This is a genomic window from Pseudomonas putida (assembly GCF_028682175.1).
In the GTDB taxonomy this organism is placed as follows: domain Bacteria; phylum Pseudomonadota; class Gammaproteobacteria; order Pseudomonadales; family Pseudomonadaceae; genus Aquipseudomonas; species Aquipseudomonas putida_AD.
The window spans coordinates 109,064-133,854 of record NZ_JANHKS010000008.1 but is presented as its reverse complement, the minus strand read 5'-3'; the positions used below and the strand labels follow the sequence as shown (position 1 = coordinate 133,854).

General features: G+C 61.8%; 17 protein-coding genes. 11 read left to right on the top strand and 6 right to left on the bottom strand.

Annotated elements, in window-relative coordinates; all coding sequences use genetic code 11:
- Positions 1-95 precede the first annotated feature (95 nt).
- Together ssuD and NPS29_RS08470 are read left to right on the top strand one after the other, a co-directional pair.
- On the top strand, positions 96-1,232 hold the full coding sequence (gene ssuD / locus NPS29_RS08475) for an FMNH2-dependent alkanesulfonate monooxygenase (protein WP_274131959.1): 1,137 nt from the start codon (positions 96-98) through the stop codon (positions 1,230-1,232).
- 218 nt (positions 1,233-1,450) lie between these two features.
- On the top strand, positions 1,451-2,554 hold the full coding sequence (locus tag NPS29_RS08470; protein ID WP_274131996.1) for a sigma-54 interaction domain-containing protein: 1,104 nt from the start codon (positions 1,451-1,453) through the stop codon (positions 2,552-2,554).
- Positions 2,555-2,578: 24 nt separating this feature from the next.
- Here NPS29_RS08470 and NPS29_RS08465 read toward each other — a convergent pair whose 3' ends face one another.
- Positions 2,579-2,914, bottom strand: a complete 336-nt coding sequence (locus NPS29_RS08465) for an antibiotic biosynthesis monooxygenase (RefSeq protein WP_274131958.1) — start codon at positions 2,912-2,914, stop codon at positions 2,579-2,581.
- 169 nt (positions 2,915-3,083) lie between these two features.
- Between NPS29_RS08465 and soxR the strand changes: the two genes are divergently transcribed.
- Positions 3,084-3,545, top strand: coding sequence for a redox-sensitive transcriptional activator SoxR (gene soxR, locus NPS29_RS08460; RefSeq protein ID WP_274131957.1), 462 nt, complete (start codon positions 3,084-3,086; stop codon positions 3,543-3,545).
- Here the strand turns inward: soxR and NPS29_RS08455 are convergent.
- The 4 genes from NPS29_RS08455 to rlmM form a co-directional block, all read right to left on the bottom strand.
- Complete coding sequence (locus tag NPS29_RS08455) at positions 3,536-4,024, bottom strand: hypothetical protein (protein WP_274131955.1); 489 nt, start codon at positions 4,022-4,024, stop codon at positions 3,536-3,538. The two genes, soxR and NPS29_RS08455, sit on opposite strands and share 10 nt — an antisense overlap.
- A gap of 137 nt (positions 4,025-4,161) precedes the next feature.
- Positions 4,162-5,577 (bottom strand): FAD/NAD(P)-binding protein, encoded by a 1,416-nt coding sequence (locus tag NPS29_RS08450; RefSeq protein ID WP_274131954.1) that lies wholly within the window; start codon positions 5,575-5,577, stop codon positions 4,162-4,164.
- Between the two features lie 203 nt (positions 5,578-5,780).
- Positions 5,781-6,344, bottom strand: a complete 564-nt coding sequence (locus tag NPS29_RS08445) for a helix-turn-helix domain-containing protein (RefSeq protein WP_274131953.1) — start codon at positions 6,342-6,344, stop codon at positions 5,781-5,783.
- Between the two features lie 271 nt (positions 6,345-6,615).
- Positions 6,616-7,683 carry a 23S rRNA (cytidine(2498)-2'-O)-methyltransferase RlmM gene (rlmM, locus tag NPS29_RS08440; protein WP_274131952.1) on the bottom strand — a complete coding sequence of 356 codons (1,068 nt, stop codon included), beginning with the start codon at positions 7,681-7,683 and terminating at the stop codon, positions 6,616-6,618.
- A 223-nt stretch (positions 7,684-7,906) separates the two neighbouring features.
- Between rlmM and acnA the strand changes: the two genes are divergently transcribed.
- The 5 genes from acnA to NPS29_RS08415 all read left to right on the top strand — a co-directional run bounded on the left by acnA (position 7,907) and on the right by NPS29_RS08415 (position 15,499).
- Positions 7,907-10,648 (top strand): aconitate hydratase AcnA, encoded by a 2,742-nt coding sequence (acnA, locus tag NPS29_RS08435; protein WP_274131951.1) that lies wholly within the window; start codon positions 7,907-7,909, stop codon positions 10,646-10,648.
- A 353-nt stretch (positions 10,649-11,001) separates the two neighbouring features.
- Positions 11,002-11,793 (top strand): CPBP family intramembrane glutamic endopeptidase, encoded by a 792-nt coding sequence (locus NPS29_RS08430; protein ID WP_274131950.1) that lies wholly within the window; start codon positions 11,002-11,004, stop codon positions 11,791-11,793.
- A gap of 104 nt (positions 11,794-11,897) precedes the next feature.
- Positions 11,898-13,463, top strand: a complete 1,566-nt coding sequence (locus NPS29_RS08425; RefSeq protein WP_274131949.1) for a methyl-accepting chemotaxis protein — start codon at positions 11,898-11,900, stop codon at positions 13,461-13,463.
- Positions 13,464-13,744: 281 nt separating this feature from the next.
- Positions 13,745-14,416 carry a hypothetical protein gene (locus NPS29_RS08420; RefSeq protein WP_274131948.1) on the top strand — a complete coding sequence of 224 codons (672 nt, stop codon included), beginning with the start codon at positions 13,745-13,747 and terminating at the stop codon, positions 14,414-14,416.
- Between the two features lie 423 nt (positions 14,417-14,839).
- Entirely contained in the window at positions 14,840-15,499 is a 660-nt protein-coding gene (locus tag NPS29_RS08415; protein ID WP_274131947.1) for a hypothetical protein, read from the top strand.
- Positions 15,500-15,564: 65 nt separating this feature from the next.
- Here NPS29_RS08415 and NPS29_RS08410 read toward each other — a convergent pair whose 3' ends face one another.
- Positions 15,565-17,757: an autotransporter outer membrane beta-barrel domain-containing protein gene (locus NPS29_RS08410; RefSeq protein WP_274131946.1), complete on the bottom strand. Its 2,193-nt coding sequence runs from the start codon at positions 17,755-17,757 to the stop codon at positions 15,565-15,567.
- Positions 17,758-18,185: 428 nt separating this feature from the next.
- Here NPS29_RS08410 and NPS29_RS08405 point away from each other — a divergent pair, with 428 nt between their 5' ends.
- From NPS29_RS08405 to NPS29_RS08395, 3 genes are all read left to right on the top strand, one after another.
- Positions 18,186-20,039 (top strand): hypothetical protein, encoded by a 1,854-nt coding sequence (locus NPS29_RS08405; protein ID WP_274131944.1) that lies wholly within the window; start codon positions 18,186-18,188, stop codon positions 20,037-20,039.
- A gap of 236 nt (positions 20,040-20,275) precedes the next feature.
- Positions 20,276-22,132, top strand: coding sequence for a hypothetical protein (locus NPS29_RS08400; protein ID WP_274131942.1), 1,857 nt, complete (start codon positions 20,276-20,278; stop codon positions 22,130-22,132).
- A gap of 52 nt (positions 22,133-22,184) precedes the next feature.
- Positions 22,185-24,791, top strand: coding sequence for an Ig-like domain-containing protein (locus tag NPS29_RS08395; protein ID WP_274131940.1), 2,607 nt, complete (start codon positions 22,185-22,187; stop codon positions 24,789-24,791).

Here is a 24,791-nt window from a genome sequence, read left to right as displayed (position 1 = left end):
AATATGGAATTCAGTTCTTTTACGGAATAAATCGCAGCCTCTATAAATAGCCCCACTTATTCCAAAAGCCACTGATTCTGCTCGAAGGACTTCTCATGGATGTTTTCTGGTTTCTACCGACCCACGGCGATGGCCACTACCTGGGCACCACCAAGGGCGCGCGCCCGGTTACGCTCAATTACCTGAAGCAAGTGGCGCAGGCCGCTGACGACCTGGGTTACCACGGTGTGCTGATTCCCACCGGCCGCTCCTGCGAAGACTCCTGGGTGATCGCCTCGGCCCTGGTGCCGCTGACCGAGCGCCTGCGGTATCTGGTGGCGATCCGTCCGGGCATCATCTCGCCCACCGTATCCGCGCGCATGGCCGCGACCCTGGACCGGCTGTCCGGCGGGCGCTTGCTGATCAACGTGGTGACCGGTGGCGACCCTGACGAGAACCGTGGCGACGGCAGCTTCCTCGATCACAGCGAGCGTTACGAAGTCACCGACGAATTCCTCAAGATCTGGCGCCGCGTGCTGCAAGGCGAGGCGGTGGATTTCGAAGGCAAGCATCTGAAAGTGCAGAACGCCAAGGCCCTGTACCCGCCGATCCAGAAGCCTTACCCGCCGCTGTATTTCGGCGGATCTTCCGAGGCGGCCCATGAACTGGCCGCCGAACAGGTGGACGTGTACCTGACCTGGGGCGAGCCGCCAGCGGCAGTGGCCGAGAAACTGGCCGACATTCGCGAGCGCGCCGCCCGCAATGGCCGCACCGTGAAATTCGGTATCCGCCTGCACGTGATCGTGCGCCAGACCAGCGAGGAGGCGTGGAAAGCCGCCAACACCCTGATCGAACACATCAGCGACGAAACCATCGCCGCTGCGCAGAAATCCTTCTCGCGCTTCGATTCCGAAGGCCAGCGCCGCATGGCCGCGCTGCATGACGGGCGGCGCGACAACCTGGAAATCGCACCGAACCTGTGGGCCGGCGTCGGCCTGGTTCGTGGCGGCGCGGGCACGGCGCTGGTGGGCAACCCCGAGGAAGTCGCCGCGCGGATCAAGGAATACGCGGACCTGGGTATCGAGAGCTTCATCTTCTCCGGCTACCCGCACCTGGAAGAGGCCTATCGCTTCGCCGAACTGGTCTTCCCGCTGCTGCCAGAACCGTACCGCAGCCTGGCCGGACGCGGCATCACCAACCTGACCGGGCCCTTCGGCGAGATGATCGCCAACGACCTGCCGCCGCAGAAATAGAAAATCTCCACATCTCCTGTAGGAGTGAGCTTGCTCGCGATTGCAACCTGTCTGTGCTGACTACTCAAGCTGACACACCGCCATCGCGAGCAAGCTCACTCCTACAGGTAAACCGTTTGCCTTGCCAAAGCATGGCGTTCGGGAGATGGGTAATAGCCCATCGCGACAAGGAGTCACACATGACCGCCAGCGTTCCGTTTCAACCACAAGTGATCCCCATGCAGCTACTGACCCTACCGCCCTCGCCCGCCCTGGCCACCTCGATCCGCGCCACCGCGCAGGTGTTCGAAGACCCCAAGTCGCGGGCGCTGCTGGCCCATGTGCAACAGGTCGCGCCCAGTGACGCCAGTGTGCTGATCATCGGCGAGACCGGCACCGGCAAGGAGCTGGTGGCGCGTCACATTCACAACCTCTCGGCCCGCCGCCACCAGCCGTTCGTGGCCGTGAACTGCGGCGCGTTTTCCGAATCACTGGTTGAAGCCGAGTTGTTCGGCCATGAGAAAGGCGCCTTCACCGGCGCCCTCACCGCCAAGGCTGGCTGGTTCGAGGAAGCCAACGGCGGCACCCTGTTCCTGGATGAAATCGGTGATCTGCCGATGGCGATTCAGGTCAAGTTGCTGCGCGTGTTGCAGGAGCGCGAAGTGGTGCGCCTGGGCTCGCGCAAGAGCACGCCGATCAACGTGCGCGTACTGGCGGCCACCAACGTGCAACTGGAACAGGCGATCAACGCCGGGCATTTTCGCGAAGACCTGTTCTATCGCCTGAACGTGGTCAACCTGATGTTGAGCACACTGCGCGAACGCCCCGGCGACATCATGCCGCTGACCCGCCACTTCATCGAGGTCTACAGCCAGCGCCTGGGCTGCGGGCCGATCCAGATCAGCGACGACGCCGAGCACAAGCTGCGCACCTACGGCTGGCCGGGCAATATTCGCGAGCTGGAAAACGTCATTCATCACACGCTGCTGATCTGCCGCAACGGCGTGATCCAGCCCAGCGACCTGCGATTGTCCAACCTGCGCCTGGAGCGTCAGGAAGAAGCTACGGTCGCCATCGACGACTCCACCGAAGCCTTGCTCAGCCGAGCGTTCCAGAAGTTGTTCGAGGAGCAGGCAGGCGCGCTGCATGAAAAGGTCGAAGACAGCCTGCTGCGGGCGGCCTATCGGTTTAGCCACTACAACCAGGTGCATACCGCGCAGTTGCTGGGCCTGAGCCGAAACGTGATTCGTGCGCGCCTGATCAGGATCGGTGAGCTGGCGGTGAACAAACGTCGCCCCGGCGAGCAGTTGCAGGGTGACCGAATGGTGCAATTGTCCGTGTGATCGATGCCGCCACAGGCCGCCTGTTCAGCGCGGCCCGACAATCTCCCCCACCTGTTCGTAGGCATTGAATGCCATCGCCGTGGTCCGGTAGGCACGAATCAGGTTCCACAGGTCGCCCTCTCCTTTCTCTGCGTTGGCAAAGGCCTTTTCACAGTCGGACCTGGATTGCCACAGCACATGGCTGAGGACCCGGCGCTGGTCTTCGCTGACGTGCACGCTGGCGCGGATGAAGCCTGGATAGGTGCGGGTGAAGCGCTCGAAATGCTCATTCAAGGCATTGACCAGCCCGGTCTGGTGCGGCGGATTGACGGTGAACTCGATGAACTGGCTGAACGGAAGGTTTGAGTCTTGTGACGTCATGAACGCTCTCCACTGATGACAGGTGTTACTGAGCACAATGCTCCACAGCCGGGTGTTGCGAACTACGTTTCTTGCGCCGGGCCTCGACGCAAACAGGCCGGTTGCGATTCAACGCTGCGAAGGGTAAAACCTCCACTTAACTAGAGGTCAAGAAGCATTTGGTATAAATATGCGCGCCAGCGATTCCATTCACCTTCCCCGCGAACTCACCGTCGGCCAGTTGGCTGCCCGCAGCGGCGTGGCCATTACCGCGCTGCGGTTCTATGAATCCAAGGGCCTGATCAGCAGCCAGCGCAATGCCGGCAACCAGCGCCGGTACGCACGGGACGTGCTGCGGCGCGTGGCGTTGATCAAGACCGCCCAGCGCCTGGGCATTCCGCTGGCCAGCATTCAGGTGGCGTTCCAGAACCTGCCCCAGGACCATCCGCCCACGCTGCAGGACTGGAACACCCTGTCGAACTGCTGGAAAGCCGATCTGAACGAGCGCATCAATCGCCTCACCGCCCTGCGCGACCAACTCAATGGCTGCATCGGCTGCGGCTGTCTGTCGATGGAAGCCTGCCCGCTGCGCAACCAGGGCGATAACCTGGGTGAGAGTGGCGTGGGCCCCGTGCTGCTGGATCAGGACTGAATGTGTTGCGGGCCCACCAGCGTGGCGGCCAGCACCCGGTCACCGTTCGAGAGCTGCATCTGTTGCATGGCCTGATTGAGCTGGTTGGTGGCCTGCAGCAGCGAGCTGTTCATGGCCATGATTTCCATCTGCAACTGCCGCATCTTGGCCTCGCGCACCTGCCTGGACAGTGAACGGTCGCTCATGAAGGCCTGCATGTCCTGCATGCGCCTGGCAATGCGTTCCTGGAGCGCGCGAATCATCTTCAACTGATCCTTGATCCGGTCCGGCAGGTTCGTGGCATCGATGTCGGCGTTCTTGTCGCCGCTCCTGGCCGCCTTCTGGGCTTCGGGCGACAGCAGCACTTCCACGCTCTGGCGCATCTGCTCGGCGGCACTGGGCAGCTTGGTGCTGTCATCGTTCGATGGCTGAGCCTTGGTCGCTGTCTGCGGCAACAGCACGGCCGCATCGGCCGGGTTCCTGAAATTCAGACTCAACATGGGTGAACGCCTCCATAGCTTTGAATCACCCACGATGTCCAGACGGATCGAGCGGGTCCTGCAAGGTTCTCGGCCCGTTCGGATAGTGCTTTAGGGTAAGGCGCAGGAATTGTGTCGGAGTCGACACAATTCCCCGGTCAGCCGAATTCCGCCAATCGAATCGCCAACGCCTTGGCCTGCAATGCCACATCGGTCACCGCCGTGCTCTCCCACCACAATCCACGCAACGGCGGGCCCAGGGCGAACAGCCGGTCCGACACCTGCCCCTGGGCATCCAGCACCGCGCCACCGGCATCGGCGGCGATCCCCAGCGCCAGCGGCCCTGGCTGAACCAAACCCCGATCCAGCAGATTGCGCGGCAAGGCGCGGTCAACGCGGCGCCAGTCGTACTGGATACCCGTGGAGTTGATCAAGGCATCGCCGCTGATCTGGCTCGCCTGCTCCTCGCCACGACGGCGCACCTGAATACTTACCTTCCCCGCCTCGGCGCTGTCGACACCCAGCAAGGAGGCGGCGTGAATGTTCAGCCGCCCCTCCCGCACCAGACGCTCAAGCAAGCGTGCGCTTGGCGGTGGCGAGCGGTGGTGGTGGCTCTCCCACCAGGGCCGCACGTGGCGCACGAACTGGCGCCGCTGCACATCGCTCGCCTGGCTCCACAAGCGACCGATGTGCACGCGAACGGTGTCCAGCGGTGCCTGCCAGTCAATACCCTGGGCAATCGCCCGGGCACACTGTTCACGCAGTGCGCGAACCAGTTGCCGGGTGCTGCGAATGCTGTGATCGGCGCCAAGAAAATCCGGCCATGCCGGCGGTTGCCGACGCACATGGGGCAGCAACCCATGGCGGGAGAACACATCGATGGGGCCACGATGCCCGGCCTGCTCCAGCGACACCACGGCATCGACCATGGTCAGGCCCGAACCGATAATCAACACGCGGCCCTGGGGGTCGAGGCGGGACATGGCTTGCACATCCCAAGGGTCTACGGCGGCTGCGTTGAGGGCGTTGGAATCCCGTTGCGGGGTGCGGGCGGCGGCGAACATGCCGGTGGCCAGCACCGCGAAGCGGCCAGTCAGTTCGGCGCCGTCGGCCAGGGTCAAGCGAACGCCCGAGGCGCTGTGTTCAAGGTCACTGACTTCGCCACGCACATGCTCGACACTGGAGCCGTGCCGCGCCCCCAGCGCCTGGGCCTCTGCCAGACGTTGCTGCACATACAGGCCGAAAATTCCTCGGGGCGGGAACAATTCCGCCACCGGTACATGTTCATCGTCCGATTCCGGCCAGCCGCCTGCAGCAATGAAATCGGTGAGCCACTGGGTCAGGTCGTCGGCGTTGTCCGGGTCGACGCTCATGCGCGCCGCGTTGCCGTTCAGGGTGTGCCCAAGCTCGGTGGCGCTGTAGGCCTCGCCTCGCCCCAGTTCGCTGCGCGACTCTACGATTGTGATGCGACGCGGCCCCGCGAGGCGCAGCAGCTGCACCGCGAGCATGGTGCCACTCAGGCCACCGCCGACGATGAGAATGTCTGCGTCCGGTCGACTGTTGTCTGCGGTCATTGTTGTTTCGCCTTTTTTCTTCGCCCGATGGGCCCGCACGCCCAGATTATGCAGAGCGCGCCGATGGATTCAAACAGGACGTTGGTAGGCCCGTTGCGGTACGAAGGATGCAAGGCACGGCCCGTGCCGGAATAAAGCGACTCTGGGTGGGTGAAATGCGGGCAAAGTGTTGATCCGCTGTTGCCGAATCAACACCCTGGCCCTTACGACACCACGTTTCTGACGAAGCGCAGCAGGGTGTCGCCGTCGTTGCGGTAGGCATGGGGCCGGTCGCTGGGAAACATGAAGAACTCACCGGTGGCGACTTCGTGGATCTGGTCCGGCAAGGCGACGGTCAGGCAGCCTTCGATCACGTAGACCTGTTCGCTCCAGCCCTCGGGGTCAGACTGCGACCCGTATGACTCCCCCGGCGCCAGGCTGAATTCCCATAATTCCACGCCCTGGCGCGCCGCCGCCCTGGCCAGCAGCACGGCCTTGCTGCCTGGCTGTGTGCCGGCCCACGCCACCTCGTTGATGCGGCTGGAGTCGCGCAGGTCCGGCGCCTGGATCAGATCGCTGAAGGCCACATCCAGAGCCTCGGCCACCCGGTCCAGCGTGGCCAGGCTGACATTCTTCTCCCCGGCCTCGATGGCCACCAGCATCCGCCGGCTGACGCCGGAGCGTTGCGCCAGCGCCGTCTGGCTCAACCCCGCCCCATGCCGCAAGCGCCGCACATTGAGGCTGACGTGTTGCAGCACCGAGGCCCTTGGCAGTGATTCTTTTTCCATCGAACAGATCCCCTTCGCATCCTGCGCACTATATTGCCCTTTGTGTGCAAGAGCACCTGCCTTGGCACTGGTGGTGCCCTTTGTGGGAGCGGGCTCGCCCGCGAAAGCGCAGGTACCGGCGCAAGATTTCTAGCGCCTGGCCCGGCCTCTTCGCGGGCAAGCCCGCTCCCACAGGGTCTGCGGCAACATCCCCCGGGATTCGTGGCGACCCCGGTACCGTAGCAGCACGGCTTGCCGGCGGGGCGGTCTTGAGGTCATAGGGGATCTGGGCTTACACCCTGGGCTTCATATCCAGGCGCCGCAGGTGACACGTCACTTCTTCGCGGTCGTGGTAGAGCTGTTTGCAACCGATCGATACCTTGACGCCCCGGGCCTTGAAGCCTTCTTCAATGCGGTCGAGCAAGCGCCGCACTTCGGCGTAGCGCTGTTTCATCGGCAGCTTGAGGTTGACCACCGCCTCGCGGCACAACCCCTCGCCCAGCCAGGTTTCGAGCAAGGCGGCGTTGCGCGCAGGTTTTTCGACGATGTCGCAGACCATCCAGTCCACGGTCTGGCGCGGCTTGTAGGTAAAACCGTCGGCCATCAGATGCTGCACCAGGCCGGTGTCCATCAGGCTTTCAGCCATCGGGCCGTTGTCGATGGCGGTCACCAGCATGCCGCGCCTGACCAGTTGATAGGTCCAGCCGCCTGGCGCGGCCCCCAGGTCAACGCCGGTCATGTCGCCGGACAGACGCTCGTCCCAATGCTCGCGAGGAATGAAGTGATGCCAGGCCTCTTCCAGTTTCAAGGTCGAGCGGCTGGGCGCTTCCCGGGGGAATTTCAGACGCGGGATGCCCATCGGCCACATTGCCGAGTTGCTGGCATCTGCCAGGCCGAGAAACACCTCGCGGCCACTCTTGAAGGTCAGCAGCAGGCGCGGCAAGCTCGGGTTGTCCACCAGTTTGCCAGCCTTCTCCAGCGCCTTGCGCAGCGGGGCCTCGAACTTGCGGCAGAAGGTCGAGAGCTCCTTGCCGTCGTTGGTGTCGACCACTTCCAGCCACAGGCTGCCGCAGACCGGGAAATCGGCCATGTGCTGCTGGATCACGCTGATGCGGTCCGTTTCCGGCAGGCTGACGAACACCCCGCGCGCCCACTGCCGCGGGAAGATCAGGTCCATGAAACGCACGCCGTTCATCAGCCGCTCGGCGCCATCGGGCTCGGTGCAGACGAATTCGGCGCAGGCCGTGCCAGGCTTGGCCTTGGCGTAGCCGGGCACGTTCAGCCGGGCAGCGTGCTCGCTGATCTCGGAACAGACCTCGCCTTCGAAACCGGGGCGGCAATGCATGAAAAGGGTGTTCACCGGGTGTACTCCAGAAGCGGGTGAGTCATCGCTGACCGAGATTTCATCTCGGTGACTCGAAAGCGGCGCATGATAACGGAATCAGGAACCACTGGCGCAGGCCAAAGGTCCAGTACTACTCAATGACCATTTAAAAGCCGCCATTCAGAGGGCTTGGACAGATCGTCTTACCGTTCGTGATAAGCCCGTCCGCAATCTTGCGGATCAGTGAAGGAGTTAGTTCATGCCCTCCCTCGATAGCCTGAAAAGCCTCAAGACACTGCAAATCGACAGCAAAACCTACCACTACTTCAGCCTGCCCGACGCTGCGAAAACCCTGGGCGACCTGAGCAGGTTGCCAATGTCGCTCAAGGTACTGCTGGAAAACCTGCTGCGCTGGGAAGACAACCAGACCGTCAGCGGCGACGACCTCAAGGCGCTGGCCGCCTGGCTGACCGAACGCAAGTCGGACCGGGAAATCCAGTATCGCCCTGCCCGGGTGCTGATGCAGGACTTCACCGGCGTACCGGCGGTGGTCGACCTGGCCGCCATGCGCGCCGCCGTGGCCAAGGCCGGTGGCGATCCGCAGCGCATCAACCCGCTGTCCCCCGTGGACCTTGTGATCGACCACTCGGTGATGGTCGACAAGTTCGGCGATCAGCAGGCGTTCAGCGAAAACGTCGACATCGAAATGCAGCGCAACGGCGAGCGCTATGCGTTCCTGCGCTGGGGCCAGGGTGCGTTCGACAACTTCAGCGTGGTGCCGCCGGGCACCGGCATCTGTCACCAGGTCAACCTCGAATACCTGGGCCGCACGGTGTGGACCAAAGAAGAGGATGGCCGCACCTATGCCTTCCCCGACACGCTGGTGGGCACCGACTCCCACACCACCATGATCAACGGCCTCGGCGTGCTGGGCTGGGGCGTGGGCGGTATCGAAGCGGAAGCGGCCATGCTTGGCCAGCCGGTGTCGATGCTGATTCCCGAGGTGATCGGCTTCAAGCTGACCGGCAAGCTCAAGGAAGGCATCACCGCCACCGACCTGGTGCTGACCGTCACCCAGATGCTGCGCAAGAAAGGCGTGGTGGGCAAATTCGTCGAATTCTATGGCGACGGCCTGGCCGACCTGCCACTGGCGGACCGTGCCACCATCGCCAACATGGCTCCGGAATACGGCGCCACCTGCGGCTTCTTCCCGGTCGATGACGTGACCCTGGAATACCTGCGCCTGTCCGGCCGCCCCGCTGAAACCGTCAAGCTGGTCGAGGCTTACTGCAAGGCCCAGGGCCTGTGGCGCGTGCCAGGCCAGGAACCGGTGTTCAGCGACGCGCTGGAGCTGGACATGGGGTCGGTGGTCGCCAGCCTTGCCGGGCCTAAACGCCCGCAGGATCGCGTGGCGTTGCCTGACGTTTCCCAGGCGTTCAGCGATTTTCTCGGCCTGGCGCTCAAACCGACCAAACATGAAGAGGGCCGTCTGGAAAGTGAAGGCGGTGGCGGTGTGGCGGTGGGCAACGCCGAGCAGGTCGGCGAGGCGGAGTACGAATACGAAGGCAACCGCTACCGTCTGAAAAACGGCGCGGTGGTGATCGCCGCGATCACCTCGTGCACCAACACCTCGAACCCCAGCGTGATGATGGCGGCCGGCCTGTTGGCGAAAAAGGCCGTCGAGAAAGGCCTGCAACGCAAGCCGTGGGTGAAGAGTTCGCTGGCGCCGGGCTCCAAAGTGGTGACCGATTATTACAACGCCGCAGGCCTGACCCAGTACCTCGACACCCTGGGTTTCGATCTGGTGGGTTATGGCTGCACCACCTGCATCGGTAACTCGGGCCCGTTGCGCGACCCTATCGAAAAAGCCATCCAGCAGTCGGATTTGACCGTGGCGTCGGTGCTGTCGGGCAACCGCAACTTCGAGGGCCGGGTGCATCCGCTGGTGAAAACCAACTGGCTGGCCTCGCCGCCCCTGGTGGTCGCCTATGCACTGGCAGGCAGCGTGCGCATCGACCTGAGCAGCGAGCCGCTGGGTGAAGGCAAGGATGGGCAGCCGGTCTATCTGCGCGACATCTGGCCGACGCAACAGGAAATCGCCGATGCGGTGATGAAGGTCAGCACCGGCATGTTCCACAAGGAATATGCCGAGGTGTTTGCCGGTGACGCGCAGTGGCAGGCGATCGAGGTGTCCAAGGACCCGACCTACGTCTGGCAGGCCGACTCCACGTACATCCAGCACCCGCCGTTCTTCGACGACGTGGCCGGGCCGTTGCCGGTCATCGCCGATGTACAGCAGGCCCGCGTACTGGCGATGCTTGGCGACTCGGTGACCACCGACCACATCTCCCCTGCAGGCAACATCAAGGCCGACAGCCCCGCCGGCCGCTACCTGCGCAGCAAGGGCGTGGAACCCAAGGACTTCAACTCCTACGGCTCACGGCGCGGCAACCATGAAGTGATGATGCGCGGCACCTTTGCCAACATCCGCATTCGCAACGAAATGCTGGGCAACGAAGAAGGTGGCTACACCCTGCACGTTCCGACCGATGAAAAGCTGCCGATCTACGATGCGGCCATGCGCTATCAGCAGGAAGGCACGCCGCTGGTGGTCATTGCCGGGCAGGAATACGGCACCGGTTCCAGCCGGGACTGGGCAGCCAAGGGCACCAACCTGCTGGGCGTCAAAGCGGTGATCGCGGAGAGTTTCGAGCGCATCCACCGCTCCAACCTGGTGGGCATGGGCGTGTTGCCGCTGCAGTTCAAGAACGGCCAGAGCCGCAAGACCCTTGAACTGACCGGCAAGGAGGTGCTGAACATCACCGGCCTGACCGGGGCCACGCTGCAACCGGGCATGAGCCTGACGTTGCAGATCACCCGGGAGAGCGGCAAGCAGGAGGATGTCGAGGTGCTTTGCAGGATCGATACCTTGAATGAGGTGGAATACTTCAAGGCGGGGGGGATACTGCATTATGTGCTGCGGCAGTTGATCAAGTCGTAGGGCGGCTTATCCGCGACGGCGCCACGCAGGTCAACACCGCCAGAAAGCACGACACAACCCCGTAGCAGTCCGGCTTGCCGGCGTCGGCGACCCTCAAATCGCCAACGCCGGCAAGCCGGACTGCTACGCTCCTGCCCCCCTGTAGGAGCGCGCTTGCCCGCGACAGCGCCCTCAACACCCCCCGCCCGCAAGCCGTACCGCTGCAGATGGATGTCGCATTTCCGTATCGGCATGGAAACGTTTAACCCTTCCACGACACTGATTCCCCCGCGACTTTCAGCCCCGTCCTACATGCACAACCGTTTAATGAACGCTAGAATCCGCAGCCTTATCTCACGTTCAAGGACGACACCATGCCGGCGCTTCGCTGGACCGCGCTTGCGTTGCTTACGCTGGGTTACTGCATTGCGCTGACCTACGGCCAACTGACCCTGCCTGTGGTGGTGACGTTCGGGCTGTTGATCATGGCGGGGATCTGCGTCAGCCAGTTCAGCCATCGGGGCATACGCCTGTTCGGTCACAGCCTGTTCATCGCCCTGGCCGCAGGGCTTGCCAGCCATTGGCTGCCCGGTTTCTTCAATGCCCGGGTCATCGCCGCCGTACGCTTCACCCAGGAAGCGGCGCCGTTTTCAATGTTCCTGAACCTGGACAAACCCCTGATCGGCTTCTGGATCGCATTGGCCTGTCCCTGGGTATTTTTCGCCGTCAGCCCTCGCCGCACAGTGCTGACTGCCAGCATCACCCTGCCCGTGACCACGGTCATCTGCCTGACAGGCGCAGTCTCGCTGGGGATCGTCGGCTGGGCACCGAAATGGCCTGAGCAGGGCATGATCTGGGCGATCAACAACCTGTTGCTGGTCACCATCACCGAAGAGCTGCTGTTTCGCGGGTACCTGCAGCAAGGCCTCGCTCGCCTGCTGCATCGCCTTCCCTACCACCAGGCGTTGGCCATCGGGCTGGCGTCGCTGGCCTTTGGCCTAGCGCACATGGGCGCGGGCTGGGAGTGGGTGCTGCTGGCGGGCATGGCCGGCATCGGCTACGGCATCGCCTATCGATTCGGCGGCCTGACTGCGGCGGTCATCACTCATATCGGGCTCAATCTGGCGCACTTCGGCCTGTTCACCTACCCGATGTTCAACCGCTGACGGTTGATCTGCGACAAAGCGTCCCATGACGCAGTTCACAAAACGCTTAATTTCCGGCGAAGGCCGCCGATAAGGGTTCAAAGCCTTCCCGGATTGAATAGCTTATGCGCAATAACCAGCCCATCACCCAACGCGAACGGACCTTCCCGGCGCAGCAACGGTTGATCTCGACCACCGATGCGCGCGGCGTGATCACCTACTGCAACGACGCCTTCGTCGACATCAGCGGCTTCACCCGCGACGAACTGGTCAAGGCACCGCACAATACCGTGCGCCACCCTGACGTGCCGTCCGCCGTGTTCGAACACATGTGGGGCACCCTGAAACAGGGTCAGCCGTGGATGGGCATCGTCAAGAACCGCTGCAAGAACGGCGACCATTACTGGGTTAACGCCTACGTGACGCCGATCTTCGAAAACAAACAGGTGGTGGGCTTCGAGTCGGTGCGCATCAAGCCCACCGCCGAACAGGTTCGTCGTGCAGAGGCCCTGTATCAGCGCCTCAACAACGGCAAGACCGCCGTGCCCAGCCGCGACAAATGGCTGCCGGTGCTGCAGGACTGGTTGCCGTTCATCCTGGTCAGCCAGTTGAGCTTCCTGATCGGCGTGTGGCTCAACTCGCAATGGGGCTTCGCCCTGGCCGCCGCCCTCTCCGTGCCGCTGGGCCTGCTCGGCCTGAGCTGGCAACAGCGCGGAATCAAGCGCTTGCTGCGTCTGGCCGAACAGACCACCTCCGACCCGCTGATCGCCCAGATGTACACCGACAGCCGCGGCCCGCAGGCGCGTCTGGAGATGTCCATCCTCAGCCAGGAAGCCCGCCTGAAAACCTGCCTGACCCGCCTGCAGGACACCGCCGAACACCTCAATGCCCAGGCGCGCCAGTCCGACAGTCTCGCCCAGGCCAGCTCCATGGGCCTTGAGCGTCAGCGCGTGGAAACCGATCAGGTGGCCACCGCCATCAACCAGATGGCCTCCACCACCCAGGAAGTGGCCACCCACGTTCAACGCACCGCCGACGCCACCCAGCAGGCCAATGAACTGACCCGCCGTGGCCGTGACATCGCCAGCGAAACCCGCGAAGCCATTCAGCGGCTCTCGGCCTCCGTAGGCGACACCGGCCTGACCGTCACCCAACTGGCCAAGGACAGCGACGAAATCGGTGGCGTGGTCGATGTCATCAAAGGCATTGCCGACCAGACCAACCTGCTGGCCCTGAACGCCGCCATCGAAGCCGCCCGTGCCGGCGAGATGGGCCGTGGCTTCGCGGTGGTCGCCGACGAGGTTCGCCAACTGGCGCAACGCACCACCGAATCCACCGGCCAGATCCACGCCCTGATCGCCAAACTGCAGCAGACCGCCAACAACGCCGTGCAGACCATGGAAACCGGTCGCCGTCAGGCCGAAGAAGGCGTCGAACAGGTGCTGGAAGCCGACAAGGCGCTGGTGGGCATCAGCGATGCGGTGGCCAACATCACCGACATGGCGACCCAGATCGCCGCTGCCACCGAAGAGCAAAGCTCGGTCGCCGAAGAAGTCAGCCGCAACATCCGCAACATTGCCGTACTGGCCGACCAGACCTCCGACGAAGCCCGCCGCTCGGCCAACCTGAGCGCCGAACTGACCGGTACCGCCCTGAGCCAGTACTCGCTGGTGGAGCGTTTCAACCGCTAATGCCTGCACAGCAACACCCCAAGCCCCGGCAGCCCCACTGCCGGGGCTTTTTTATGGGTTCGAAAATGTAGGACGTTTCTGAAGTTGCACTTCTGCGATGTTTTTCATGGATTAACGGCAATGCGACGGGTTGACAGAAACCACGAATCACTATTAGTTGAAATTCAGACAAGCGATAAATAAATAACACCACAAAGGTGTTTGCGTCTGTCTACGACACTGATTAAGCAGGCACTTACCTGATTGTCTCAGACATTCTCGGGTGCTAGATGGAGAACGCCATGAAAGACGTAAATTTGCAGGAAGTCATTCCACTTACCCCACCTGTGGTTAATATTGCCGCCCCAGAGGATGGACTGTTGAAAACAGCCGATCTGAGCGCTCCCATTCCAGTCAGAGTCAGGGTATGGGAGTCCGCCGAGCCTGGTAATTATTTTCAATTGATGCTCAATGGACATCCCAAGGGAGATATTCGCACCATCACCTCCGACGATAAGGTCGGGGACGTGATTTTGGTTGACATCGATAACACGCTATTCTCAGACAACGGCACGTATAGGCTGGGCTACAGGATCACGAGCCCGAACACCGAACTCAGCGCGGACTCTCCGTCCATCGTGCTAAAAGTCGACCTCACTCCACCGGGAGCGACCCTACTCGCGCCCATGATCTTCCCGAACGCAAGCTTCGGGGATCAACTCATCGGCATGCTCCCCGGCTACGCCGGCATGGAGCCCGGCGACCTCATCCAGACCCTGTGCAATGGGGTCCTCGGCCCAACCCATCAAGTGGAACCGGGCGAACTGACCCTGCGCCCGATCGAGATCGCCTTCGAACGCGAATACCTCAAGACCCTCGACGCTGACATTGCGCTCATCGAGTACCAAGTGACGGACCGAGCCGGCAATCAGTCCGTTGGCTCGCTGTCGGTAGCCATGACACTTAAATTGTAACCATATAATTTGCCATTCATTTGAATACACCAGTGCAAGTTCTCCATGCGTATGCGTTGAGAACTTGCAGGATTTTAAACAACCATCGTTTAGCAAAATTTATTTTATTCGTCTTATTTCCCTTATTCCTACAGCATTTTCAGAAGCCTGTCAGACGCTATCACAAACAACCCACAAACAGACCCTACATATATAGTCATGCACAGCCAAAAATTGCTTCAAAACCACAACCTTCACATTCAAGACCATTAATCAAGGGCTCTATTTTCCCGCGACGCTATGTATAACCTCTGCAACCCGCAAGATTGACAAGTGCTTTCTTCGAATTGAACATAGTCGCCCGAGACGCCGACTCCTACAACTTCAGCCGTATCGTCCGAACGTTTTAAACGCTGAGCACACTCATTATTCAAAGGAGCTTCCATGGAAGACGAAAAGGACATTCTGCTGCCCAAAGGTTTACCTTCGGCCACTGCCAACACCGATAATAAATGGATGGAAAACATGAGGGCGATCGACACTCAGGCGTTCGATCCATCGACACTCGACCCCTCCTGCGTCCCGCTGTACGAGGAACTGCAAGCCGTACGCTCCATCGATCAGATCACCCGGGAAGTGATCGCCAGCTACTCCTCCTTCCTGGCCAATGTCCCACGCCTGGACTGTCCGAGTGCCGATGAGCTGAACATCGAGCCCATCTTCGCCGCGCCCCTGGTGTCGGAGGCAAAATCCCAGATGCTGCCGCGCAGTGCGCTGCTTGAAGGCATTCGCATCAATATCCCGCGTTCACCGAAGCTGTGGGCAGGCGATCAGCTCAAGCTGCGCTGGGGCAACACCACCTACTACAGCGTCATCGGCGAACCGAGGGGCCGTACCGGGCCCCGCGAGACGCGTTACCTCAGTGGCGCACACCTGGGTCGCAGCAAGAATGGTCTGGTGGAGGTTTCCTATGAGGTGCTGCGCCGCTCGAAACTGGTGGGCGTGTCCGAAACCCTGATCCTGATGCTGGTTGGCGACCACCACATCGGCCCACCCCCGCCGGACCGCACCCGCGCCATCCGCCGCCGCAAGCGCATCCAGTAGCCGCAAAGCAAAAACCCCGGCGACATCGCTGTCGCCGGGGCTCACTTCAACGCTCCATCAGGGGGTCAGAACGCCAGGCGCAACCCGACGTTCGCGCCCCACGGCTGCTCGACATGCTTGCCCTTCATGTAATCGAAGTCGGCATGCACCTGCAGACGCTCGGACAGCGACACCGAAACGCCAGCGCCCAGTTCGGCCCGCGAGCCAAACAGATCGTTGTCGAAACGCTGGTCGTTGACCTTCACGTCATTGTTGCGGGAGAACTCATGGGCTGCCGCCACCCGCACGTAAGGCTGCAGGACGCCGCCGTCCTTGAGCGCGAACTGCCGCCCGACCGAAGTACCGACCTTGCCCAGCACCGATTGGGTCTGGCTGGTCCTGGCCTGCAGGCCGTTGTCCAGGGTGTAGCTGCTGCCGTCGATCCACACGCCGGACAGCTGCGCATAGGGCTCGACGAAGTAGTCATCGGCCAGCTTGATGTGCTTGCCGAACTCCACAGAACCACCCACGGCCCGGTTGCTGTAGTCGCCCTTGGCCTTCTCGCCGTCGCTCATCGCCACTTTCGAGCTGTTATGGAACTGGTTGACCTTCAGCACGCCGTCCAGATAGTAGCCATCGTTCGACAGCCAGGTGCCATAAGCGCCGAGGTAGTAACTGTCCACCTCGCCGGACGTCCCGCGGCTCAGGTCCAGGCTGGACTTGCTGTAACCGCCCATCAGACCCACCAGCAGTTGCCCGTCACCCACTGGCACCGGCGCATCGGCACCGAACGACAGGCCGTGCTGCTTCTGCTGATAATCCACGCCCGAATCCAGCGACGCCTTGAAGCGGTTGCCGTAGCTGCGAATCCAGCCACCGCCCTCTTCCCGCCCGCGCACCTCGCCCATGCGGCTGCGCAAGGTAGTCAGCTCGCTGTTCCAGATCGTCGGCCCGACGTTGAACAATGCCAGGGCGCTCTGGGTCGAGGGGCTGATGGTCTTGCCGGAACCGACGATAAACCAGTCGTTGCCTTGCTGCTCCAGGGCGTAGGAATAGACGCCGAGGTCGGCGCGGCCACGCCCGCCACCCAGTTCGAAATCTGCATTGCCGCCTTCGGTGTGGATGATGCGCAACGCCTCGAAGTTTTCCGGTACCACCTCGGCCCCGGTGTTGGCGATGTTGACGTGGTGGAAACCGCTGGCCTGGCCGGTGACGTTGAGCAGATCGCCGGTGGCGTTGTCCAGGTTGATGCGCATGTCGAACACCCCGCGCCCGGACAGCTCGCCCACGGTCAGGGTATTGAAGCCCTCACCGCGAAAACTCACCCGCCCCGCCCCAAGCTTCAAGGTCGGCACGCTGTTGTCGCCCATCAAGCGCCAGCGGGCATCGGAGTTGATGGTCAGGCTCTTGAGGTTCTGCACATTGCCGGAAAGCCGCGCTTCGTTTTGCAGCACCACATCCATCCGCGCCCCCTCGGCGGCGAAGAGATCGCCCTTGAGGCGACTGTCGTCGACGATCAGGTCAAGCTCGCCCTTGTCGTGGACCTCGATGAGGTTGCCATTGCCGGAGCGCAGTTCGGCGCTGTTTTGCAGGGTGATGGTGGCTTTGGGTTGGGTTGTTAGGCTGGCGGTCAGGGATATGGCGGGGCCCATGGTGCCGGTCACCCGGGCATCATCAACGACAATCACACTCGGCCCGCCCTCAACACCCGTGCCACCCTGCTTGCCTGGCCCAACCACGGACAGGCCGATCAATTCTCCCTCTACATGACTGCTGGCAGAGATTGCAACTTTCCCGCTTGCGGCCACAATGCCCGCGCCGGATCCATTGCCATCCGCCATACCGATGACCTCGGAATTAGCCAGCGTCAATTCGCTGTTGGCCACATGGATGCCTGCACCCAGACCGGCTACGAAGCTGTTCTTGACAGTCGCCAACGTCCCCAATCGCACCCCCTGACCCAGCCGCATGCCAGGCTTTACGCGGCTTATGATGGTGGCGTCATCGGCATCCAATCTGCCTCCGGTCAGGTAAACAGCCGCCTTCACGTTCGACCCGTCGATTTGCTGGTCAATGATGCCTCCACGGATATTGAGTGCAGAATTATCCTCTGTCGCAGCTATGACGTTATTGACCATCGCCCCTGGCAGCAGGTTAAGGGTCGCCTGCCTGCCCATGAGGTGATACTCCAGCCCTGTGGCCTGATCGATATTGACCACGGTGTTCGCAGGGACCTCAATCGCCCCCGGCAAAGCACCGATGACTCTACTGTCAGCCATCCCCTGAGCGGCCAGCGAGACTCCGCACAGCACTCCTGCCACTTGCCAATGCCTTGCGACGCCGCCGCGTTTTCTGCTTCTGTTTTTCACCTAGAGAACCCTCCCTTAAAAAGAGCGGGCAGGGTGAAATCATGGACAGGGTACGGCGACCTGAAGAGTCCGGCACCCGGCCCCCCTTGCTCTTGGCAAAAAGTGGTCTGGGTCCTACAGACGCTTCATCCGCCCTACAAACAGCCATGGTCGGTCCGATAGAGGCGTAGGACATTTCTCTACCGTTAAAACCCTCTGGTATTGAGCCCGGCAAGAATATACATATGTACCACCGGCATATGAAAAGCGGTGCACATATACAGAACATTCAGACAACGAGTGAGTTATCAAATTTCGGCATTCCCACGCGACCTGACCAACTTAACGAGGATTATTTTATGAAAAAAGAAACGATCGACAACGTGAACGAAAGATCACGTTATTATGAATTTCCTACCCCCTCCATCCCCCAAACCGACCCTGTAGATGGCTTACTAACGCTCGAGGCACTCGACAGACCGATTACCCTAACCTTTTCAGCATGGGAAACGGCTAGTCCGGAACACTCCTATCAATTAATGGTTAACGGCTTGCGAACGGGAGTCGAATTCGCCATTGTCAATGAAAAGCCTGGAGACCCACTGACGATGGACATACCAGGTCCATACCTGATCAAAGATGGTGTTTATCAGATCGGCTACGCCGCCATCAATGACGTTGGCGGACAATTCGCCCCTTCTCCCACCATACCTCTCATCGTAGACCGCACCCCACCCGGCGGCGACCTCCTTGCTCCACTCCTATTTGCTTCGCATCAACTGCCACTGACCGAAGAGTCGCTGGCCGCAGCAGGCAACATCCTGACCGCCAGGCTCCCCGGCTATTTCGACGCCAAATGGGGCGATGTGGTCCGCACCTACTGGGGCGATCAACCGGGCCCGGTGCGCGTGCTCACCGCGGAGGAAGTGGGCGGCAGCGACATCACCTTCACTTTCGAGCGCAGCTTTCTGGAGCAGCTGGCCGACGGCGACATCGCAGTGACCTACACCGTCACCGACCGCGCGGGCAACCTGTCGGTCGTCTCGGAGCCTGCCCACCTGCGGTTGCAACTGCGCAACCATCCCCATGACCTGCTGGCACCGCTCGTGCCCAAGGCGGTCGACGGATTGCTGACGCACAATGATGTCCGCCACGGTGTGGACGTACTGATTCCCCACTACGGCAATGCCCAGGCCGGTGATGTGATCCTGCTGAGCTGGGGCGGACAGGCGCTGCCGGGCATGGTGTTGAGCGAGGCCGCAGCAGCGCTGGAGGTGGTGGCCTCGATACCGGTTTCGTTCGCCACGGTCATGGCCGCTGGTGACGGTGCCATCGAGGTGCGCTACGAGGTGCGGCGCGAGGGACAGAATCGCGCCACCTCCCCCGGCCGACTGGTGAACGTGTTCGTCACACTGCCCGGCCCCCAGGACCCGATGCCCGAAACGCTGATCAATGAACAGCTGGCAGCTCCTCAGGTGCACGGCAAAAGTGACCACCCCAATCGGCAGGCCAACTTCCTCGATGAAGAGGACTACCTGCTCGACGCCGCTGTGGTCATCGCCTGGCAGACAGGGTTCCAGCCCTGTGACCGGATCCAGCTGTACTGGGGATCCTGGCCATTGCCGGTGGTGCGCACCCTGGACCAGAACGACCTGGACGCCGCAGCGGACCTGGTGATCTGCATGCCCAACGGGCTGATCGTCGGCGAAGGCGTGGGGCGGGCCATCCCCGTGCATTACACGGTCACCCATGCCGGCAACCCGAACCTTTCACACTCCGCCACGCAACTGGTCAGGGTGGTGCGCCAGGCGCAGTTGCCCGGCGGCGAGAACGGGCTGCAAGGCGCGCTGTTCAATGAGGCCGATGAAACCCACACCTTGCGGCTTCCCGCCATCGTCGAAGGCGCAACGGTACTGATACAGCCCTATCGAAATATGCGAATCGGCGACCGAATCGAGTTGAGCCTGCAAGGCTTAGATAGCTTCATCGAAGGCCAGCCCATTGAATCCGCTGCGTTGATACTTTCTACAACCGTAGATGAACAACAGTTCATGAACGGCATCCATTTAAACATTCCGACTCTATTTCTGGAGCGGATTACCACTGGCCGTTTAAAAACCCGGTATCGCATCAGGAATGATTACGGCAGTGCTACTTCATTAATCGGTGAAGTGTATGTAGATCGACGCTCACCTCCAATCAGTTGCACCTGACCCTCACTTATAAAATCAAGACAGTAAATATTTACTGCACACAGCTATTGACAGTCACTCACAACTCCTATTAGTTAAAAATCATCCCGTACAACGAGACACTTGCGACACTCACTGGATACGCGGATCGGATTCATCGCTACACCACTCGATAACCGACAACTTCGGTTATTCATAAAACTTGCAGCAGCCCGTTCAAACAAGGATCTCGGCTGCCTGCTAATTGGAGAAATACAATGTGTCATTCAACTAGAAGTTCCCTCGTCACCCGCAACTTACCGCGTGAACTGCCCCAACCCACTGTGCCGGTTGCCGACCCTGTCGATGGCTTGCTCACCCTCGAAGATCTGCAACAGCCTGTGGTCATGGAATTCGTGGCATGGGATGAAGCTACTCCCGAGCACTCATACCAATTGATGTGGAACGGCGTGCGAGTCGGTGAAACAAAACCCATCGACACCGAACAGCCCGGCGACCCCCTGACCCTGGAAATCCCTGCGGCGCTGCTGGCCAACGATGGGGTGTATACCGTGGGCTACGCGGCCATCAACGACATCGGTGAGCAGTTCTCTCCTTCCCCGACAGTCCCGCTGATCGTAGACCGCACCGCACCGGGCGGCGTGCTGTTGGCCGGAATGGAGTTCCCGCCAGAAACCGATGACGGCGTGCTGACTTCCGACGAGCTGACCGGCATGGGCAACGTGCTGGTGGCCGACGTGCCAGGCTATCTGGGCATGGCCTGGGGCGACCAGATCCGCACTTTCTGGGGTTCGGTGGCAGGCCCGGAGCACACGGTCACCGTCCCGGAAGTGGGCGAGGATCACGTGCTGCTCAACTTCACCCGCGCTTTCCTCGAAAGCCTGGGCGATGTGCAGGAGCCGGTGTACTACACCGTGACCGACCGAGCCGGCAATGTCTCGATCAACTCCCTGTCCAAGACCTTCCAGCTGTACCTCACGCAGGTGCCCGACGACTACCCGGCACCGCTGTGCCGCCAGTCGGAGGATGGCGTGATCGACGACGCCGATGCCCGTGCCAAGGTGGCGGTGGACATTCCGCAGTACCCAAGCCCGCAGCCTGGAGACAGGATCACTCTGTACTGGGGTGCGAATGCCCTACCGGAAGTGCCGCTGCAACCCGGCGATGAAACCTCGGACCCGGTGTTCACCCTGAACGTGCCGTACGCCCATATCGCCCTGGCAGGCGACGGCGATGTTCAGCTGCGCTACGAAGTGCGTCGCGGCGGCAGGCTGGTGGGGACGTCGCTGGGCTTGCCGGTGTACGTCAACCTGACCCTGCCCGGCCCTCAGGATCCGGACCCTGAAACCCCGGAAAACGAGGCGCTGGCCCTGCCGATCATCCGTGGCACCAGCGACAACCCGGACAACCAGGACAACGTCATCGACGAGGACGACTTCCTGCTGGAAGCCAATGCCGTGATCGGCTGGCGCGACGAGTTCGCCATCAGCGATGTGTTCCGCCTGTACTGGGGTTCGCAAGCGACGCCTGTGACCTACACCCTGCGCTCCAGCGATGTCGGCCGCGACCTGCTGCTGACCATCCCCAATGCGTTGATGACGGCCGAAGGCACCGGCGACGCGATCCGGGTTTATTACACGGTGAGCCACGCCGGCAACCCCAACACGTCGCGTTCACCGACGCAGCCGGTGATCGTGCGCTCCGTGGGCGATCTGCCGGGTGGTCCCGGTGGCCTGGCTGGCCCGGTGTTCACCAACGCCAACCAGAACAACGCCATCAGCCCGGTCAACAGTCCTGACGGCACGCCGATCTTCATTCGCCCGTACCTGAACGCCGACAAGTACCCGCGCGTGAGCATCGTGTTCCATGGCTACGCCCGGGGCAATCCCGATACGCCGGTGCCGGGCGCGAGCCTTGAGTTCACCCATGTCATGGATGAGCTGGAGCAGCAACAGGGCTACATCTTCCGCGTCTCGGCCCAGCAGTTGCGCCTGATCTGCGAAGGCCGCGGCGAGGCCTACTACCGCGTCGAAGGTCCGAACGGGGTGATCGTCAACTCGATCACCACCAACGTGATCATCACCATGTCCATTCCCGGGCAGGGCTGCCGCTAAACCCCAGGCGGGCCTGCGGGCCCGCCGTCTACATGAAGACAAGGACACTCTCATGAACGATGCGATTCGAGCACTGCTGCCCGCTCCGGCGATGCAGAACCTGCATGACCCCAGCGGTATCGGTCATGCCGACACACTCGACCCCCAGGTGCCACTCTCCGTGCGCGTCGGGCCCTATCTTGAAATTGCCGAAGGCGACATCATCGACCTTTTTTGTGATGACGCACTGGCCTTCAACTACACGGTGAAGCGAGAAGACCTGTCACCCGGTTTCTTCAATTTCGTGGTCCTGCCGCTGGACCAGAAGTTCATCCACGAAACGAACATCACCCTCTTCTATGAGGTAACCAAACCCATCGGCGGGCAGAAAAACACGTCCACCCCTGCGGTGGTGCCAGTCAAGCTGACCATCCCGGGCGGCACTGACACCAACCCGGCCACACCTTGGGAAAACGAGCGACTGGCCACGCCGAAAGTGTTTCCGGAAGGAATCATCACCTCGCCTGAAGGCGTGACGGTGGAAATTGCCGCCTACATGAACATGTTCGTGGGTGACCGGATCGCGCTGTCCTGGCATGGCGAAATCATCCGCACCGAGATCACCGACGCCCAGCAAGTCGGTCAGCCACTGGTCATCCCGGTCAGCAAAGAGATCATCGAGCGCGCCGGCGACTCGGACATGCTGGAGGTGCGCTACGAAATCCGCGACATCGTCAACAACTGGTCGCGCTGGTCCCTGCCGACCTATGTGGCGGTCGAGGCGGGAGAGTCCACGTTGCCCGCGCCGATCACCCCGCAAGCGCCGGGAATGGAACTGGATCTCGATCAACTGGCCGGTGCCGATGTGCAGGTGCTGGTCATCGCCCATCCGGACATTCGACCTGGCGATGAGCTGGTGCTGTCGATGGAACGCAGCACGGCCGAGGGCATGGCACTCGAGACCTACACCGCGAGCAAAACCATTCCCGGCGCAGGCAGCTTCCACGAATTCGTGGTCCCCAATGCGCAGTTCCAGCCGATCGCGCAAGGCCGGGCTCGCCTGTATTACAAGGTGACGAAGGCGGCCGGTGTGACGCTGCGCTCCAAGAGCCTGCAATTGAAAATCATCGGCCAGCCCATGGAGTTGCCGCTGCCCAGGGTGCCGGTTGCCGAACAGAACGGCGGGGTGCTGGATCCGGCCTCGCTCAACGTTCGCGTCGAGGTGCCTGTGTATTACTTCATGGCAGAGGGCAACGACGTTCATCTGTACTGGATGGGCAAGACCGAAAGCGGCGCCAATGTGATGTTCGATGAACTCAAGACCGTCGCCGCAGGTGCTGCCGGCATGCCGATGGACTTCTTCATTCCGGACGACAAGGTCAGCCTGCTCGCGGGTGGCTCGGTGGCGATCCACTACACCGTCAACACCTTCAGCCGTGCGTTCTTCACTTCGCCTTCGTTGATGCTGCCCGTCAGCGCCAACCAGAGCGGCCCCCTCCCCCTGCCCACCATCCTCGAAGCCGAAAACGACATCCTTGACCCCGCCAACGCACCCAACGGCGCCACGGTGGTGATCGCGGATTCAGCCAATCTGCGCCAGGGGGATACGGTCAACCTGAGCTGGAACGGTCCCAACGGCAGCGACCAGAAAGAGAAGTCCATCACCCAGGACGATGCCGGCAAGGCGCTGTCGGTGGTGTTTGCCCGTGCGCTGCTCGATGCCAACGACGGCCAGACGGTGGCGGTGTCGTATCAGGTGATCCGGGCCAATGGCACCTCGCAGGATTCGGAGGTTTATTCGGTGCGGGTGATGAGCGCATCGGTGCTTCCGGCGCCGACCATGGACACCGTGCAGGAGGACGGTGTGGTGAATCCGGGGCTGATTCCAGAGGCCGGTGCGACGGTGCGGGCGCGTTATGAGGTACGCGCCGGTGATCGGGTCAAGGTGATCTGGGAAGGTGCCTCGCGCTTTGAAACCGTCGAGCAGGAGGCCACGGGCGGCACTGAACTGGTGTTCCAGTTGCCCAAGGCGCTGATTACCGCCAGTGCCGGCGCACAGGCGACATTGAGCTATCAGGTCAGCCGTGGCGGCAACGTACGCGACTCCGAGCGCCGCACGTTGCGGGTGCAGAACCCGCTGAGCCTGGACACCTCGCCGGTGACGCTGGGCGGCAAGGTGTACCTGGTGCCCTCGCGCCCCGACGCGCTGCCGACGATGCCAGGCGGCACCACGGTTCAGCGCCAGGCGAGCGGCGGGACGGCGCCCTATACCTACACCTCGGCCGATCCGCGGGTGGCCCAGGTCAGTGAGGCCGGGCTGGTCAGCGTCCGCGGCAAGGGCACGACCACCATTACCGTGGCCGATGCTGCGGGGCAGTCGCTGTCCTACGCAGTGACCGTCACGGGGGTGATCCACTGCATCGAGCTGGGCAAGGGCAATTTCGGCCAGGCAGGCGCACAGGCTGGCAACAATCAGGCCCGGCTGCCGTCGATCCAGGAACTGCGGGAGATTCACGGTATGTGGGCGGCCAACTGGCCCCTGGTCAAGGACCTGTACTGGTCATCGACCCTGGCCAAGCTGTCGCCATTTGGCAAGACCTATTACCAGAAAGCCCTGGGTAGCGGCATGGAGCTGGATGGCTACACCTACAGCGTGATTTCGGCCATCGGCATTCGCTGA

Excerpts from the sequence above, each read along its gene's own strand:
- ssuD (WP_274131959.1), top strand. The coding sequence starts at position 96 with ATGGATGTTTTCTGGTTTCTACCGACCCACGGCGATGGCCACTACCTG.
- NPS29_RS08470 (WP_274131996.1), top strand. The coding sequence starts at position 1,451 with ATGCAGCTACTGACCCTACCGCCCTCGCCCGCCCTGGCCACCTCGATC.
- NPS29_RS08465 (WP_274131958.1), bottom strand. The coding sequence starts at position 2,914 with ATGACGTCACAAGACTCAAACCTTCCGTTCAGCCAGTTCATCGAGTTC.
- soxR (WP_274131957.1), top strand. The coding sequence starts at position 3,084 with ATGCGCGCCAGCGATTCCATTCACCTTCCCCGCGAACTCACCGTCGGC.
- NPS29_RS08455 (WP_274131955.1), bottom strand. The coding sequence starts at position 4,024 with ATGTTGAGTCTGAATTTCAGGAACCCGGCCGATGCGGCCGTGCTGTTG.
- NPS29_RS08450 (WP_274131954.1), bottom strand. The coding sequence starts at position 5,577 with ATGACCGCAGACAACAGTCGACCGGACGCAGACATTCTCATCGTCGGC.
- NPS29_RS08445 (WP_274131953.1), bottom strand. The coding sequence starts at position 6,344 with ATGGAAAAAGAATCACTGCCAAGGGCCTCGGTGCTGCAACACGTCAGC.
- acnA (WP_274131951.1), top strand. The coding sequence starts at position 7,907 with ATGCCCTCCCTCGATAGCCTGAAAAGCCTCAAGACACTGCAAATCGAC.
- NPS29_RS08430 (WP_274131950.1), top strand. The coding sequence starts at position 11,002 with ATGCCGGCGCTTCGCTGGACCGCGCTTGCGTTGCTTACGCTGGGTTAC.
- NPS29_RS08425 (WP_274131949.1), top strand. The coding sequence starts at position 11,898 with ATGCGCAATAACCAGCCCATCACCCAACGCGAACGGACCTTCCCGGCG.
- NPS29_RS08420 (WP_274131948.1), top strand. The coding sequence starts at position 13,745 with ATGAAAGACGTAAATTTGCAGGAAGTCATTCCACTTACCCCACCTGTG.
- NPS29_RS08415 (WP_274131947.1), top strand. The coding sequence starts at position 14,840 with ATGGAAGACGAAAAGGACATTCTGCTGCCCAAAGGTTTACCTTCGGCC.
- NPS29_RS08410 (WP_274131946.1), bottom strand. The coding sequence starts at position 17,757 with ATGGCTGACAGTAGAGTCATCGGTGCTTTGCCGGGGGCGATTGAGGTC.
- NPS29_RS08405 (WP_274131944.1), top strand. The coding sequence starts at position 18,186 with ATGAAAAAAGAAACGATCGACAACGTGAACGAAAGATCACGTTATTAT.
- NPS29_RS08400 (WP_274131942.1), top strand. The coding sequence starts at position 20,276 with ATGTGTCATTCAACTAGAAGTTCCCTCGTCACCCGCAACTTACCGCGT.
- NPS29_RS08395 (WP_274131940.1), top strand. The coding sequence starts at position 22,185 with ATGAACGATGCGATTCGAGCACTGCTGCCCGCTCCGGCGATGCAGAAC.